Genomic DNA, 14,084 nt, shown 5'->3' with positions numbered 1-14,084 from the left:
CTTCATGCCGGGGTGCGAAGAGCTCCGGTTATCCCCGGACTAATTCCTTGCGGGCGCGTTCGACCATTTCAGGGTCTTCCATCGCGTCTATCTTTTCAAGGCCCTTTTCGCGCGTCATCGCGCCGGAACGCACCATGTTCGCTATTTCCCAGACATACGGATGGAACCCGTACCGTTCCTTGTGGAGCTGGTTTGCGTACGCGTTAAGGAGGCAGTTCGTGGAGTTCGCGTCCGTGTCGTCGGGCTTCTCCCAGCCAAGCTCAGAGTTCCTCTCTATTATCATGTCCTCGTCATAGTGGTTGAAGGCGAGGGGGTGCACGTTCCACGGGAACCGCTCTGGAGTACCGTAGTGCTCCTCGGCAAGGAAGAAAGGTTCGACCCGGTCGCCTGCTATGGCCTTGAGAGGCTCGTGTATGGCCTTCTGCGTGAGGCGCATAAGCGACGGGTTCGTCCTCATGACCGAGGCCTGTATGGGGGCCTGCCCCGGGGACCAGCCGAAACCGACGATGGCTATCCCGCGCTCGATCGCGGTCCTGAGTATCAGGGCCTTCACGAGTCCTATGCAGCTCGTGCAGATGGTGCTCGCGCGCTCAAGGGTCTTGGCCGAGTAGAGCTCCCGCTCCGAAGCGGCGCTGAAGATTGCACGGAGCATCTTCGGGTCCGGCCTGTACACGATGTGGTCGGCCCCGAGGCTTTCGCATACCTTTCTCATGTTCGAAAACGCCTTCTCAGATACGAAGGTGTTGTCAAAGGTGAAGGCGAGCACCCTTAAGCCGTATTTCCTTGCGAAAAGGTCCATGGTGTAGGTGCTGTCCTTGCCGCCGCTGTAGGCCATGAGCACGTCGTAGTTGCCCTTGCCGCCGTGCTCGGCGGCGAGCTTAAGGAACTTCTCCTCGAACTTCTTCATGGCGCTCCCGCCTGCGCTTTCCGGCCTGTGGTTACGGCAGAAGGAGCAGACGCCCGAGTCGTCGAAACTTATGCCCGGGAAGGTAGAGGGGAGCACACAATTCCTGCAGACTGTCATCATCCGGCCTCCTTTTGGCTTCGCTGGTCGATTAACCCTGGCGACCCCGGCGCGGAAGGGGTCTTTAGAAGCGCTCGCTTTATCTTGCCGCTCGATGTCTTCGGGAGCTCCGGGATGAAATCGATGTGCTGCGGGACCTTGTACGACGGAAGCAGCGCCTTGCAGTGCTGCAGGAGCTCGGTCCGGGAGCACTGGTATCCGGTCTTCAATACGACGAGGGCCTTCAGCGCCTCGCCGAGTATCTCGTCCTCCACGCCTACTACAGCGGACTCGTGGACGGCGGCATGTTCGGCCAGGGCTTCTTCTATTTCAGCCGGGTGGATCCTGTGGGAGCCGCATTTTATTATGTCGCTTTTCCGGCTGACTATGTAGATGAACCCCTCATCGTCGACCCTGGCGAGGTCGCCTGTCAAGAGTTTCCCGTTTCTAAGCACCCTCGCGGTCTTCTCGGGCTCTCTCCAGTACCCGGCCATGATGTTTTCCCCGCTCGCGACTATTTCGCCGGTCTCGCCCGGCCCTACCGGCTCGCCGTTTTCGTCGAGCACCTCAAGCCGTACGCCGGGTATGGCCTTCCCGACAGAGCCCGCTTTCCTCAGGAGCTCGTGAGGCTCAAGGTAGGACAGCCTGGCCGAGGCCTCTGTCTGGCCGTACATTATGTAGAAGTCCACTTCCGGGAACATGGCCTTCATCTCGCGCGCGAGCCTGGGCGGCATTGCCCCGCCCGCCTGGGTCATGTACCTCAGGGCCGGGAACTTGTAGCGCCTTAGGGCGGAGCGGTTGAGGAGTATCGCATAGGTCGAAGGCACGCCGGAGAAGCCCGTCACCTCCTCGGCGGCCATCTGGCCGAGTATGATGTTCGGATAAATGAAGTTCTGGTTTGCGACCAGCCTGCCGCCCGCCGCGATATGGGTAAGCATTACCGAGTTGCCGTAGGAATAGAAAAAAGGCAGCACGGCCATTACGCTGTCGTCCTCTCCCAGCTTTAGGTACTCGATTATCGAAGCCGTGTTGGCCACGAGGTTGGAGTGCCTGAGCGTCACCGCGCTCGATCCGCCGGTCGTGCCGGACGTATAGATGACCTGCGCGATGTCCGCTCGCACGGATTGGGCCGGGGCGCCGGGCGGAAATCCGAAGGCGTCCTTAAGGTCGAACAGGGCATATCCCTCGTCACCGGCGTCCGAGGGCTTGAGCCCGGATGCCGCGACCGACTTAAGCGAGGTGACTCCCCTCCCGAGCTCCCTGAAGTGGCCCATGAACTTCGCCTGGGTTATCGCCACGGAAACGCCGCACCCGCTTATCTGCGCGCCGAGGGTCCTGGCCGAAGTATCGGTATTAAGCGCGACGACTATCCCGCCGGCCATGAGGATGCCGAAGTAGGAGCTTATGTACTCCTTCGGGTCGTCGTTCAGTATCGCGACCCGGTCGCCTTTTTCCACGCCCGCGTGCCTCAGCCATGCGGAGACGGACGAGGCCGCAGAAAGGAGCTCGGAGTACGAGGTCCGCCTGCCCCCGTGGACCAGGGCAATCTTCTCGGGGAAGCGTTCGGCCGAGCGTATGAGGTAGTCGTGTACGAGCATCTATTAAGCAGGTTGAGATTTTCCGGGGTTCCCGATCCGGAGGAAACGCAATTCACCCGCCGGTATTACCCGCGAGTGGGGGCAGCCCAAACACTCGGTTATCCGGATGCCTGGGGCTCTGTCTGAGTCTTCCTGGCTATGTATATGGCGAGCCGGTTTACGCTGTCGAGGTTCTCGGGGACGAGCTCGGTATCGTCGACCTCGAAGCCGCAGGTCTCCTGTATCCAGTTTACGAGCTCGAGCATGCCGGTAGAGTCTATTATTCCTGTTTCGAGGAACGAGGCGTCGTTGTCGAGCGCGCTCCCCTCGGCATTGAAGAGGAAGTTCTCGAAGATGAACTCTCTTATCTTATCGTGCATCGGCTGAATCCCTCCTTGATTTGCTTATGAGGCCGCGGCGGCCGGCGCCCGGAGGCCCGCATCGCGCCCGGCCACGGCCCTGTTCTCGAACCCGGCTATGAACATCTCATGCAGGAGCTGCGTTGAGAGTATGCCGACAAGGGCCATGTTGTCTCTGAAGCCGCTCGCCGCGCCCCTGCGGCATTTCTTGACGAGGAGCCCCACGGACACGGGATCGAAATACCCGGAGTCCTTGAGCGACCCCTCGGATAGGAGTTCCTCCACGTAATCGGGCGACTTGCCCCCGGCAAAAAAGCTCTTGCTGTCAGGCGCGAGATAGGGCTGCTTGGTCCGCTTGAGGATGGAGGCGGGCAGCATGCCGTGCGCCATCCGCTTGAGTACGTGCTTTTCGTCGAGGCCGCGCATCTTATGGCGAAGCGGCAGCCGGGCGCAGTACTCAACTACCCTGTGGTCCAGGAAAGGGTACCGTCCTTCAACCGAGTTACCCATCAGCACCCTGTCGCCCTGGGAAGAGAGTATGTAGCCCGGCAGAAGGCTTGCAGTCTCTATGTACTGCGCCCTGGCGAGCGCCCTCCAGCTTCCGAACCCCGGGGGCATGAGCATCTTAAGCCGCTCCTCCGGGCCCGGCGTGCATTCGGCCAGGAGGTCCTTCGAGAAAAAGGCCTTGAGCCTTGAGGTGGTCTGCCATCTCGGACGATGTGAGAAGAGAGGGTCGGAGACGTCGGAGAGGCCGCCGTTGAAGAAGGCTTCCCTGTACGCGTCGGACTGGCCCTGGAACGCGCTCAGGTAAGGATAGAGCTTCTTAAGGAGCAGGGGGCGGAGCCTGGATTCCGGCTCGCGCGCCCAGAACTCCCGTATCTTCGCCTCCTTGAAAATGTCGTAGCCCCCGGCCGCCTCGTCAGCTCCCTCGCCCGTAAGGACTACCTTGAGCCCGGTCTCCCTCACAAGGCGAGAGAGGATGAAAAGCGGGGCAGGCGCGGTCCTTAGGACCGGCTTCTCGGCATACCAGACGACCTCCGGGAAGACCCCGCTTATGTCGGAGTACGAACACCGTATCTCGTGGTGCTCGGTCCCGAGGTGGCGGGCCATCTCGTGCTGGAACCCGCTCTCGTCGTATGCCCGGTCTTCGAACGCCACGGAGAAGGTATGCGGGCCGGCTCCGGAAATCTTCGTTATCAGCGCGGCGGTTACGGAGGAATCGAGCCCGCCGCTCAAGTATGCCCCGACCGGCACGTCAGCCCGTAGCTGCAGGCGCGTCGAATCAGAGAGGATATCAAAAAGCCCGTCCGCTGCCTCTTCAATGCTCATATCGCGCGTTTCTTCGCCGAGCGGCACGTCCCAGTAGCGCTCGACCGACGCGATTGCCCCGTCCTTTATTTTCATCCAGTGAGCGGGAGGAAGCTCGTTTATTCCCTTGAAGGCGGTCCTCGGCGGCACGCTGCACCAGAGGGTGAATATCTCATTAAGCGCCGCCGGGTCTATCTCCCTCGGGAGAGGCCCCCCGGCGAAGAGCGCCTTTATCTCGGAAGCGAAATAGAAGCGGCCCGCGTGCGAAGAGTAGAAAAGGGGCCGTATCCCGAGCCTGTCGCGCGCTATAAAGAGCTCGGAGCGGTTTTTGTCCCATATGGCGAAGGCGAACTGGCCGTTAAGGCGCGTAACGCATCCGTCTCCGAGCTCCTCGTAGAGGTGGATTATTACCTCGGTATCGGAGTTTGTGGAAAAACGGTGCCCCTTTCTCGCGAGTTCGTCCTTGAGCTCGATATAGTTGAATATCTCCCCGTTGAAGCTTATCCAGACGCTCCCGTCCTCGTTGGACATGGGCTGGCGCCCGCCCTCGAGGTCAATTATGCTGAGCCTCGTGTGTCCCAGGGCCGCGCGGCCGTCGCTATAGAGGCCGAAGTCGTCCGGCCCCCGGTGGCGGAGCATCGAGAGCATCGACTTCAAGGCCTCCTGGCCGACAGCCAGGTTCCCTCCGGTTATTCCAGCTATTCCGCACATGTCAGATTCCGGGCAGGCTACCGCCGTTCAGGTGCAATCGGATTTTTTGCACCCGTTAAGCAGGCTATTTCCGAATGGTAGTACAAGGTGCTTCTTCAAAAAGGCGGCATCGGTTCCGCCGCCCTGGTGCTCCGTGCCTTTAAAGCCTTGCCAGAAGGGCCCTGTCCAGTATTATCCGGGCGTTCAGGGCCTTGAGGAGTATGCTCACTCTCTCGGAGCCGCTCATCTCCCGCTCGAACAGGGCCTCGAAACCCTCGAAGGCCCCGCCCTTTATGGCCACGCTCTCGCCCGGGCTGAACTCTTCCCGCCTTACCGAAACCAGGCCGTTTTCCATCCTGCCCAGTATCGAGCCTATGACGGCATCCGGGACAGGCAGTGGCGCGGCCTCGTTGCCGACTATCTGCCGCACCCCCCTCGTGTACCTTATGAGGCGGTAATGGGTCGGCATATCGAGCTCGGCGAATATGTAGCAGGGGAAGAGCGGCGAGACCACCTCCTGGAGCTTCCTCCGGTAGAGCCTCCTCTCCTTCAGGAGCGGGCTCAGGACGCTGAACCCTGCCCCGTTAAGACGGGAGGATACTCTCTCCTCGCAGCCCGGCTTCGTGTATATTGCGTACCAGTTCATCTTTTTCCTATCTTTCCATATCGGCAGGAAAAGGAGGTTCCGTAGCCCTATCTCGCCCCCCTGCCGGTGAGCACGACTTTTATGGTCCAGAACATTATCATTAGGTCGAGGAGAGGGGACATGTTCTTGATATAGAATATCTCGTACTGGAGCTTCTCGACCGCGTCCTCCATGTTCGCGCCGTATGGATATTTTATCTGCGCCCACCCGGTGAGGCCCGGCTTCACCACCGTCCTGATATTGTAGTAAGGGATCTCCTCCCTGAGCTTGTTTACGAAGTACGGGCGCTCGGGCCTCGGGCCGACGAAGCTCATGTCGCCCTTAAGGACGTTTACGAGCTGCGGCAGCTCGTCTATGCGGAGCTTCCTGATTATGCGACCCACCAGGGTGACCCTGTCGTCGTTGGCCACCGCCCATACCGGCCCGGTCTTGGCCTCAGCGTCCTGGCGCATCGAGCGGAACTTGTAGATGCTGAACTCCCTCCCGTGCTCTCCCACCCTGACCTGCCTGAATATGACCGGCCCCTTTGATTCGAGCTTGATTATCGCTGCCGTAAGGAGCATTACCGGCGCCGCCATTACAAGCCAGAGGGACGCGAATACGATGTCGAGGGACCTCTTCACGAACTTCCTGGACCTGAGCGACCTGAAGCCGTCCGAGAATACCATCCAGCTAGGCTTCAGGTGGTCGAGTGGTATCTTGCCGGTGAGCCTTTCCTTGAAGGTCTCGCTTTCCTCGACCGATATGCCCTTGAGCTTGCAGTCGAGGAGGGCGGACATGGGGAGCTTGGCCCTCCTGTCCGGGAGAGCGACTATTATGAGGTCGATATTCTGCTCGTCCGCGAGCCTCGAGATGTCTCCGTATCCGCCGATAACGCCCGGGTTTACGATGGATACCCCGTATTTGGTCGGGTCGTCGTCGATGAATCCCACGAGATTGAGGCCGTGCTCGGGCTTGGTGTATATCTCGCTCCCGATCCTCTTGGCGAGGTCGCCGGCGCCGATGATGAGGACGCGCTTCCCGGGGAGCTTTATCTTCAGTATCTTCGAGAAGATGAGCCTGAAGCATATGATGGCCGCGGGCATTATGAGCATGTTGATGAGCAGGATGCCACGCCATATCTTGAGGGACGGGATGATGTAGAAGATGCTGAACTGTATTATGGCCGCTACTATCATGGCCTTTATGAGCCTCGAGAACATGTATCGGCTCGGCCTGTACATGTCGGGCGTGTAGAGGTCGAAGTAGTAGAAGGTGATGAGGTAGATCGCGGTCAGCACCAGGCTCTTCAAGTAGCTGGGGTCGTATTCGACCATTGCGCCGCCCTCGAAAGAGAGGCGTATCGCAACCGACACGAGCGCGGCAAGGAATATGAGAAGGCCCTCGATGAGGGCTATGTACAGCAGTCGCTTGGAAGGGTGCCTGTTGAAGAGCATGTAGTCCCCCGTTTTCCCCTAATAATAGTAACCGGCCAGCGCGGCCTCGGCGCCGTTAAGCACTATGCCGATGAACCGTCCCTCTGAAAGGGATTGGGCCGCATTGAGGACCACCTTCTTCGGGGTGGCCCCGGCCCTTACCACCAATAGCGTCCCGTCCACAAGCCTCGAAATGATGTTCATGTCAGCCAGGGGCAGTATCGGCGGGGTGTCCACGAATATATAGTCGAATTCGTCCCTGAACCCGTTGAATAGAGACTTGAGATAGGGCGAGTCTATGAGCTCTGATGAGCTCCTCGAGCACGTGCCCGAGGTAAGCATGTAAAGGCTTGTCCCGTCCACGCGGCAGACTGCGTCCCGTATGTCGGCCCTGCCCTCGAGGACATCCGCGAGCCCGCACTCTTCCCCGCGCTCTATCATCCTCGAGAGGGTAGAGGTTTTCCGCAGGTCGCACTCGACGAGGAGCACCCTTTTCTTGAACTCGCAGGCCGTGACGTACGCCAGGTTGAGCGAGGTGACCGATTTCCCCTCTCCCTTTACGGCGCTGGTCACGGCTATGATCCTCAACTGCCCATCGTCGGCCATCCGGTGTATCCTTGAATACAGGATCCGGTACTGCTCCGTTATGATGGAGTTTTCGCCCGAGGCGGAGACCGGCGGCCTTATAAAGCCGGTGGTCTTCCCGTACCTTTTGAAGTGGCGCGCGTCGACCGCGGGGCCCAGGTCGCCCAGCTCGAATTCGCGCGTTACGGCCGGCTCCGGTTTCGCGGCGGCCCCGGCGTCGTACGCGGCCCTCCTCTCCGGGTCGCTCAAGACCTCGTATGCCTCGTTGATCCTTGAGATAAGCTCTTCCTTCTCCTCCGGGGTGTAAAGCGAGTAGATGGCCACGGAGTCGCCGCCCAGGTCGGACAGGGCCTTCCTGTAGGCCTCTTCCACCTCGGAGGAAGCCGCCCCCGGTGCGATATCCAAGAGCTCGTAATAGTCGATGTTCACTCGCTGGTTCATATCTGCATAAGCCCCTTATCGGCCTCCTGCCCGGCCTTCTCCTGCTCGATGGATGCGAGCTTTCTGAAGCAGGAGACGAGCGAGAGCGCGGCGGGGCTCCCGGGATAGTCCCTGACGAGAGGCCTTCTCGCCCGGACGGAATCCTCTATAGAGGTGTCCTGGCCGATGTCGCCCAGGTGGTTGAAACGCACGCCGAAGTAGCTCATGCAGGCCCGCTGCATATGCGGCCCGATGGCGCGGTCTTCCGGGAGCCGGGTCCTGTTTACGACGAGGTGGCCCCCCATGCCTCCCAGTATCTCCTCCGGGGCCGATCCGGCTCCGGCGCTGAGCTTGTAGTTCTTCATGAACTCCGAGACGGTCCCTATCCTCGGGTCGCGCTCCAGGGCCGCCTTGAGCGTTTCTTTCAGGCGCCCAGGCTCGCCGGAGTTTATGATCGCCCGTATCCTCCGGAGGAACAGGCACTTCATGAACCTGTAGGTGTTCTCTATTGAGGTGGGCTCCGGTGTGGTCACGAGTATCCCTTCGTCAGACATCAGAAAGCAGTCGAGCACGTCGGATGAGGTGCCGGGCGAGAGGTCGAGGACGACATGGTCGTAGTCGAGCTCCGAGATGGCCCGCTGCAGGCGCATAAGTGACGACGCGTCCACGTCCGCGATATTGAGCGAGTCCATGGCACCCGTAATTATATCGAGTTTCTGGATGCCTGTCCCGGTGATGAGCCTTTTGATATCCGTGACCTCCGATTTAAGGAAGCTCGAAAGGGACGGGTTGGAGCCCTGTATGCCGAAAAGGGTATGCAGGTTGGCCGCGCCGAAGTCCGCGTCGACGATGAGCGTCCTCCGTCCGGAGCCGGCGAGGAGCGTTCCGAAGTTCGCGGCGACGACGCTTTTGCCAACTCCGCCCTTGCCCCCGCCGATCGTCCATATGCGGGAAAGGGGCCGGGGCATCTTCCCGACTATGGAAAGGCGGCCTGAAGGCGGGGCTTTTTCGGGCTCGGCCTTTTTCCTCTTGCCGAGGAATCTCGAAAGGATGCTCATCTCTTCCCGCTCCCCCCGCTTACTCTCCCGAACCTGCCCTTTTTCGCATGCGGGTCCGGCTCGAAAGCCGGGATCGAGGCGATGACCTGGAAGTCCAGAAGGCCCTCGAACTCCTCCGGCTTCCTGAACGCCGGGCTCGTGAACTCAAGGAGGAATATGACGCCGAACCCGAGACCGGCCCCGATGGCCGTGCCGGCCAGCGCAATGAGGCCCCGCTTCGGCTTGTACGGACCTTCCGGCAGGTTTGCCGGGTCGATTATCCTGAACCTTTCGCCTTTCTGCCTCTTCTCGAGGTTTTCGGCAAGACGCGCGTTCAGGCTCTTTTCAAGGAGGTTCTGGTAGTTGGCGAAGGATATCTGGTAATTCCTGTTAAGGTCCGTGTACCGCTGCTCGTTGGCAGGGGTGTCCTCGACCCGCTTCTCAAGCGCGCGGATGTTCTCGTTCAGTTCGCGTTCCCTTGTCCTCAGGGAGCGCAGCTGCGATTCGACCGAAACGAGGTTGTTATAGGCCTCGGGGTTCCGTATCTCAGGCCCGGGGAGTACTGCGGATGTCGTCTCGGGAGCCCCGGTCCTGTTCGAGGCAAGTAGGCTCCCGAGCTCCTTGAGCCTGTTCCTTACGATTATCACGTCAGGGTAGTTTTCGTTATACTGCGAAAGGAGCTGCGTAAGCTCCCTTTGCAGGCTCTCCATCTCAACGACCAGGGGGTTGACCTGTGGGCCCGATACGGCGCCCACGGGCGAATTAAGCTGGGTTTCGAGCTGGATTTTCCTGTCCTCCGCGCCCTTTATCTCGAGCCGCACCGCCTGGAGGTCCAGCTGTAGCCTGTCGAGCGTCCGGAGGTTCGCGTCGAGCTGCTCCGGAAGCCCTCCCATGTATCTTTCCTTGAAGTCCCGCACCGCGCGCTCCTGGGCCTCTAGCTCGCTCTTGGCCCGCGCCAGCTCGTCAGACAGGAACTCCGAGGTCCCCTCGGCGTACATTTCTCTCCGCTTAAGGTTCTCGTTTATGAACATCGACGCGAGGGCGCTCGTGACCTGCATGGTGGTGTAGGGGTCGGTGCCCGAGTAGCTGATGCTGAACGCGTCCTCCGCCCTTCTCTCCCCCACGAGCCGTATCTCGAGGCTCGAGACGAGCCTGTTAAGGGCGCTCTCGCGGCTTAGCGGCCTGCTCATGTCGATGTCCGCTTTCGAAGCCGCCCGCTCGAGGAGGCCGCCGCTCGTCTGGTAGAGGCTGAACTCGTTTATGATGCGTTCCAGGTTCGGCCTGCTGAGTATCTGCTGCCGGATGGTATTGAGGCGCTGGTTGAACGGCGTGACGTCCGTAGGGGTCACGTAGGACGTCGGCACTTGCTGCTGCTCGACGAGTATCAGTGTCGTGGAGAGGTAATACGAAGGCATGAGCCAGGCCACTATGGCGGCTATGGCGGTGCCCAGCGCGGCGGGCGCAATGACCAGCCACTTGCGCCTGTATGCCGCCTCGAGAAAGGATATGGCGTTGAAGTTTTCCATTTTCAGGGCCTGTATTCGTTCTGCAGGATCAGGTTGAGATAAAAGGCGTTCCTCTCCACGTCCGAGCCGGTAATCCCGTCTGAGAGCTGGTTGAAGTGGCTTATGCCGGCGCCGATTGTCGCCCAGCGTAGCGGCTGCCATCTTACGCCAGCGTCGGCTGAAAATGATTTAAGGTCGACCGCGCCCGAGGGCCTTGTCCTGTTCCTGGCATAGCCGGCGGACAAGGAAAAAGAGGCTGAATCGCTCAGGTTCCTGGAGAGGCCTGCCGTGACGGACTCGCTTATGTTGAGTTCATCGGTCAGCCCGGAGCTGTCCGATACGCCTCTCGAGTAGGAGGCCGAAACGGAGCCCCGCTGGAACGACTTTGAGAGTCCGGCGGCTGCCGTCCAGTCTACCCTGTCGCTAAGGCCCGTCGAATAGGCCAGGCCCGCGGAAATGTTATAGGTAAGGCTCTCCGAGTGCCGGGTTGAAAAGCCCGCGTTGAGCGAATGGCTCTGTATGTCCGTCGACGGGACGGAGTCGTAGTCGAGGTTCGTGTACTCATATGCCGGGGTGAAGCTCGTCCTTTCAGTCCAGCGGAACTCTCCGGCTGCGCCCGCCGAGAACGTCCTGCTGTCCACGGCAGAGGGGTCCTCGAACTCGAGGACGCCGCCGGAAAGCGAGAGCGTGCCCGTGAGCCTGGGACTTATCATGTGAGAGCCGCTTACACTGGCGTTATGCGAGCGGATATCGGCGGTCCGGAAGGCCTCGATGCCTGTCAAGGTGGCCTCCCTCGGCTCCCTCGTGTAGGTAAAATCGTATCCGGCCCGCAGCTCAGTCAAATGTGAAATCCTCATTTCAAGTCCCGCTACTGCGTTACGGGCTGTCCAGTCCCTGTCGCTGTCGCCGAGGTATCGGTTCCAGGTAAACGCGTACCCGGCGTTGAAGCCGGTGTTCATGCCGCTTTTTTCAAGGTCGAGCCTTGGAGACGACCTCAGGATACTGTCGTCCGCTGAGCCGCTTCCGTCCGATGCGGGGCCGGAGTTCTTCTCGAAACGGAACTCGGTCGATAACGAGGGCCTTGCGACCCATGCCCAGGCCTCCGAGGCCGGGATTGACAATAAAAGACCGGTAAGGAGCAGCCTACGGAACAAAAATCGTGTCTCCCGGCAAAAGGTACTCGTTCGCGCGGCTCTCTTCGTCGTATACCAGGTCGTTGAACTTGACCTGGATCTTGTCATCCAGCCCGTCGGGCCGTTTTCTTATGAGCACTATCTTGTTCTTGGACGCGAACTGGCTGAAACCACCGGCGAGCGACAATGCCTGCAGGACAGTGGTCCTGGATTTTAGGGAATAGCTCCCGGGCACCTGCACCTGCCCGAGCACGTACACCCTGTAGCTGTTGACGCTCTGCACTATTACAGAGGCCACGACCGCGCTTTGCTGGTACTCCTTGAGGCGCTCGACTATATCTGCCCTGAGTTCCTCGGGCGTGAAGCCCGCGGCCGTGAGCTCGCCGATGAGCGGCAGCGTTATCCTGCCGTCGGGCCTGACCGTGACCAGCCTTGACAGTTCGGTGTTCCTCCAGACCACTATTTCGAGCACGTCCTCGGGGCCTATCAGGTATTCGGGCCCGCCCGCTTCATTGGCGGCATTGGCAGGCGCGCCGGCCAGAAAGAGCGCAAAAAGCGCACACGTGAGCATTTTAAGCAGGTGCCTTGAGAACATGGATTTCCCCTCAGATGAACTCGAACCCCGCCATTGCCACCCCCGGCAATATCGACAGGGTCCAGACGGCCCTTGCGGACCTGTGAATGCCCAATTCCGTTATGTCTATGGACACTAGCGTGTCCATGCCTATGCGCTCCGGACAGGAAAGCCTCACACCGGACGCCGAATAATCGAGGAGGTTCGCCGTGAATTTCTTTTTGCCGAGCTTGAGCTCGAACGTCCTCTCAAGGGCGGTCCTGCCTTCACCCCTTTTATCACGGGGCAGATAGCCGCAGTAAGGGCATGAGAGCGGGGTCTCGACAAACCAGATGAAAGCCTTCCCGCAAGACGGGCATACGCGAGTACTGGTGATGTCCTTGGATTTTTTCAACAGGCCCTTGACCCTGAAACGTATTTTGAACGGCCTATGATAGTCGCGGTCCGGGGAATTGGCAATCCTTCGAAGGTATACAAAATCACGAAAGAGGTAGTACAACCTTTTCAGGCGGGAGTAGTACTTTGGTTGTATTGACAAGGGCGGGCAACTGGCTGCAAGGGCTGGTCCCGTGCGGCAGGTCTTTAAATAAGTGTTTTTCTTATCGGTAGGTTACGGCGAGCGGAAAATCGGTGGGCTTAAATCGTATTCCTCATGTTGTGGTTGTTCATGGCGTGGTTCTTTATCGCGTAGCTTATGAGCTCGGAGCGGGCTTTTATATTTAGCTTCTGGAAAATCCTGTTAAGGTGCGTCTTTACCGTCGTCTCGCTGATATTGAGCTGTTGGGCTATCTCCTTGTTCCTTAGCCCCTTTCCAGTAAGCTGGACTATTTCCTTTTCCCGGGGGGACAGGGAGTTTTTCTCGTTCCCCAGCGCGTTTATGCCGTGGAGTATGTTCTTGAAGGTCTGCTTGTCAAGCCAGATGTCGCCTTTAGCGACTGCCTTTATCGCCTTTATAAGTAGTTCCGGGCTCGAATCGCCGAGAAGTACCCCGTTTATCTTCTTCCGGAGGACCGCCGAGACGAGGTTTTCCCTGCCGCAGTCCGTGTCTATGAGGATGAAAGGGGGTTTCTTTACGGCTTCATCAAGGCCGGGGAACGAATTGTGCAGGGTCATGAAATCCGTTATGACGACGGACGAACCCAGGGACTGAAGCTCCTCGTTCGAGTATTCCTTCCCCGGCGCGAGTATTCTGGAAACCGAGAGTTCCTTTTCCGACCCTATCAGCCTGGCGATACCCTCGGATAAAAGGATATTGCTCATCGCTATTACTACCTGTGCCAACTCCATCCTCCGGTGCAGACTCAACTGTAATCCGACTTTGTTACGACTTTAAACGTTCAGTGTTCTTGCGAGCATTCTAAAACAGTATATCACAATTTTTCAAGTGGAAAACAAGGAGCTGCAAGCATACCGTATATTTCGGAAGAAAAGTAGGATTATTAAATATTTTTGAGCGCCAAATGCACCGTTTAAGGCCGGGCCGCTCCGCCTATTACGACGAGAGCGAATGCGAAATGACTTGTATATGAAAGGCTTAAGTGTACGCTCCTGCCGGCCACAAGGCCTTCGGGCTTTTTGCCGAGCTTGAAAGCCGGAGGGCCGCCGGGTGTTGCCGTGACCTCTATGTCCCTGAGCCTTATGCCCGAGAGGATGCCCCTGGAGAGGGCCTTCACAAAGGCCTCCTTGGCGGCGAACCTGCCGGCCAGGTGCCTTTCCGGCTCCCTCATGGAGTACGCCAGCTCGATCTCCCGGTCTGTAAAGACCGAGTTAAGGAAACGGGCGTTTGAAAAAGACCTTTCGGCCCTTTCGAGGGAAACCACGTCAATTCCTGA

At 59.2% G+C, this 14,084-nt stretch carries 14 protein-coding genes; all 14 read right to left on the bottom strand.

Translation table 11 applies throughout. The features are described from left to right. Positions 1–28: 28 nt before the first annotated feature. Positions 29–1,027, bottom strand: coding sequence for a hypothetical protein (locus QY316_11985; GenBank protein WKZ32615.1), 999 nt, complete (start codon positions 1,025–1,027; stop codon positions 29–31). Beyond that, positions 1,024–2,601 carry a class I adenylate-forming enzyme family protein gene (locus tag QY316_11980; protein WKZ32614.1) on the bottom strand — a complete coding sequence of 526 codons (1,578 nt, stop codon included), beginning with the start codon at positions 2,599–2,601 and terminating at the stop codon, positions 1,024–1,026. The genes QY316_11985 and QY316_11980 overlap by 4 nt, the downstream gene beginning before the upstream one ends. A gap of 98 nt (positions 2,602–2,699) precedes the next feature. Next, the gene (locus QY316_11975; protein WKZ32613.1) at positions 2,700–2,960 is read right to left on the bottom strand and encodes an acyl carrier protein; all 261 of its coding nucleotides are present in this window, start codon (positions 2,958–2,960) and stop codon (positions 2,700–2,702) included. 24 nt (positions 2,961–2,984) lie between these two features. Continuing rightward, positions 2,985–4,958 (bottom strand): asparagine synthase (glutamine-hydrolyzing), encoded by a 1,974-nt coding sequence (gene asnB / locus QY316_11970; GenBank protein WKZ32612.1) that lies wholly within the window; start codon positions 4,956–4,958, stop codon positions 2,985–2,987. Positions 4,959–5,097: 139 nt separating this feature from the next. Continuing rightward, the gene (locus QY316_11965) at positions 5,098–5,583 is read right to left on the bottom strand and encodes a transcription termination/antitermination NusG family protein (GenBank protein ID WKZ32611.1); all 486 of its coding nucleotides are present in this window, start codon (positions 5,581–5,583) and stop codon (positions 5,098–5,100) included. Positions 5,584–5,630: 47 nt separating this feature from the next. Next, entirely contained in the window at positions 5,631–7,019 is a 1,389-nt protein-coding gene (locus tag QY316_11960) for a TIGR03013 family PEP-CTERM/XrtA system glycosyltransferase (protein ID WKZ32610.1), read from the bottom strand. 18 nt (positions 7,020–7,037) lie between these two features. After that, positions 7,038–8,024 carry a polysaccharide biosynthesis tyrosine autokinase gene (locus tag QY316_11955; protein ID WKZ32609.1) on the bottom strand — a complete coding sequence of 329 codons (987 nt, stop codon included), beginning with the start codon at positions 8,022–8,024 and terminating at the stop codon, positions 7,038–7,040. Then, positions 8,021–9,061, bottom strand: coding sequence for an AAA family ATPase (locus QY316_11950; protein ID WKZ32608.1), 1,041 nt, complete (start codon positions 9,059–9,061; stop codon positions 8,021–8,023). The genes QY316_11955 and QY316_11950 overlap by 4 nt, the downstream gene beginning before the upstream one ends. After that, positions 9,058–10,566, bottom strand: coding sequence for a Wzz/FepE/Etk N-terminal domain-containing protein (locus tag QY316_11945; protein WKZ32607.1), 1,509 nt, complete (start codon positions 10,564–10,566; stop codon positions 9,058–9,060). Before QY316_11945 ends, QY316_11950 begins: the two co-directional genes overlap by 4 nt. A 2-nt stretch (positions 10,567–10,568) precedes the next feature. Beyond that, positions 10,569–11,699 carry an outer membrane beta-barrel protein gene (locus tag QY316_11940; GenBank protein ID WKZ32606.1) on the bottom strand — a complete coding sequence of 377 codons (1,131 nt, stop codon included), beginning with the start codon at positions 11,697–11,699 and terminating at the stop codon, positions 10,569–10,571. Continuing rightward, the gene (locus QY316_11935; protein ID WKZ32605.1) at positions 11,689–12,273 is read right to left on the bottom strand and encodes a polysaccharide biosynthesis/export family protein; all 585 of its coding nucleotides are present in this window, start codon (positions 12,271–12,273) and stop codon (positions 11,689–11,691) included. The genes QY316_11940 and QY316_11935 overlap by 11 nt, the downstream gene beginning before the upstream one ends. Before the next feature lie 10 nt (positions 12,274–12,283). Further along, the gene (locus QY316_11930) at positions 12,284–12,646 is read right to left on the bottom strand and encodes a hypothetical protein (protein ID WKZ32604.1); all 363 of its coding nucleotides are present in this window, start codon (positions 12,644–12,646) and stop codon (positions 12,284–12,286) included. Between the two features lie 242 nt (positions 12,647–12,888). Continuing rightward, a complete protein-coding gene (locus QY316_11925) occupies positions 12,889–13,533 on the bottom strand; it encodes a response regulator transcription factor (protein ID WKZ32603.1) in 645 nt (214 codons plus the stop codon). Positions 13,534–13,721: 188 nt separating this feature from the next. Continuing rightward, the gene (gene acpS / locus QY316_11920) at positions 13,722–14,072 is read right to left on the bottom strand and encodes a holo-ACP synthase (protein WKZ32602.1); all 351 of its coding nucleotides are present in this window, start codon (positions 14,070–14,072) and stop codon (positions 13,722–13,724) included. Positions 14,073–14,084: the final 12 nt, after the last annotated feature.

This window comes from Thermodesulfobacteriota bacterium (genome assembly GCA_030583865.1).
Classification (GTDB): Bacteria; Desulfobacterota; GWC2-55-46; order GWC2-55-46; family GWC2-55-46; genus UBA5799.
The sequence above is the reverse complement of the archived record's forward strand: the minus strand, read 5'-3'. Positions and strand labels throughout refer to the sequence as shown.

Excerpts from the sequence above, each read along its gene's own strand:
- QY316_11955 (WKZ32609.1), bottom strand. The coding sequence starts at position 8,024 with ATGAACCAGCGAGTGAACATCGACTATTACGAGCTCTTGGATATCGCA.
- QY316_11960 (WKZ32610.1), bottom strand. The coding sequence starts at position 7,019 with ATGCTCTTCAACAGGCACCCTTCCAAGCGACTGCTGTACATAGCCCTC.
- QY316_11980 (WKZ32614.1), bottom strand. The coding sequence starts at position 2,601 with ATGCTCGTACACGACTACCTCATACGCTCGGCCGAACGCTTCCCCGAG.
- QY316_11965 (WKZ32611.1), bottom strand. The coding sequence starts at position 5,583 with ATGAACTGGTACGCAATATACACGAAGCCGGGCTGCGAGGAGAGAGTA.
- QY316_11935 (WKZ32605.1), bottom strand. The coding sequence starts at position 12,273 with ATGTTCTCAAGGCACCTGCTTAAAATGCTCACGTGTGCGCTTTTTGCG.
- QY316_11950 (WKZ32608.1), bottom strand. The coding sequence starts at position 9,061 with ATGAGCATCCTTTCGAGATTCCTCGGCAAGAGGAAAAAGGCCGAGCCC.
- QY316_11945 (WKZ32607.1), bottom strand. The coding sequence starts at position 10,566 with ATGGAAAACTTCAACGCCATATCCTTTCTCGAGGCGGCATACAGGCGC.
- QY316_11985 (WKZ32615.1), bottom strand. The coding sequence starts at position 1,027 with ATGATGACAGTCTGCAGGAATTGTGTGCTCCCCTCTACCTTCCCGGGC.
- asnB (WKZ32612.1), bottom strand. The coding sequence starts at position 4,958 with ATGTGCGGAATAGCTGGAATAACCGGAGGGAACCTGGCTGTCGGCCAG.
- QY316_11975 (WKZ32613.1), bottom strand. The coding sequence starts at position 2,960 with ATGCACGATAAGATAAGAGAGTTCATCTTCGAGAACTTCCTCTTCAAT.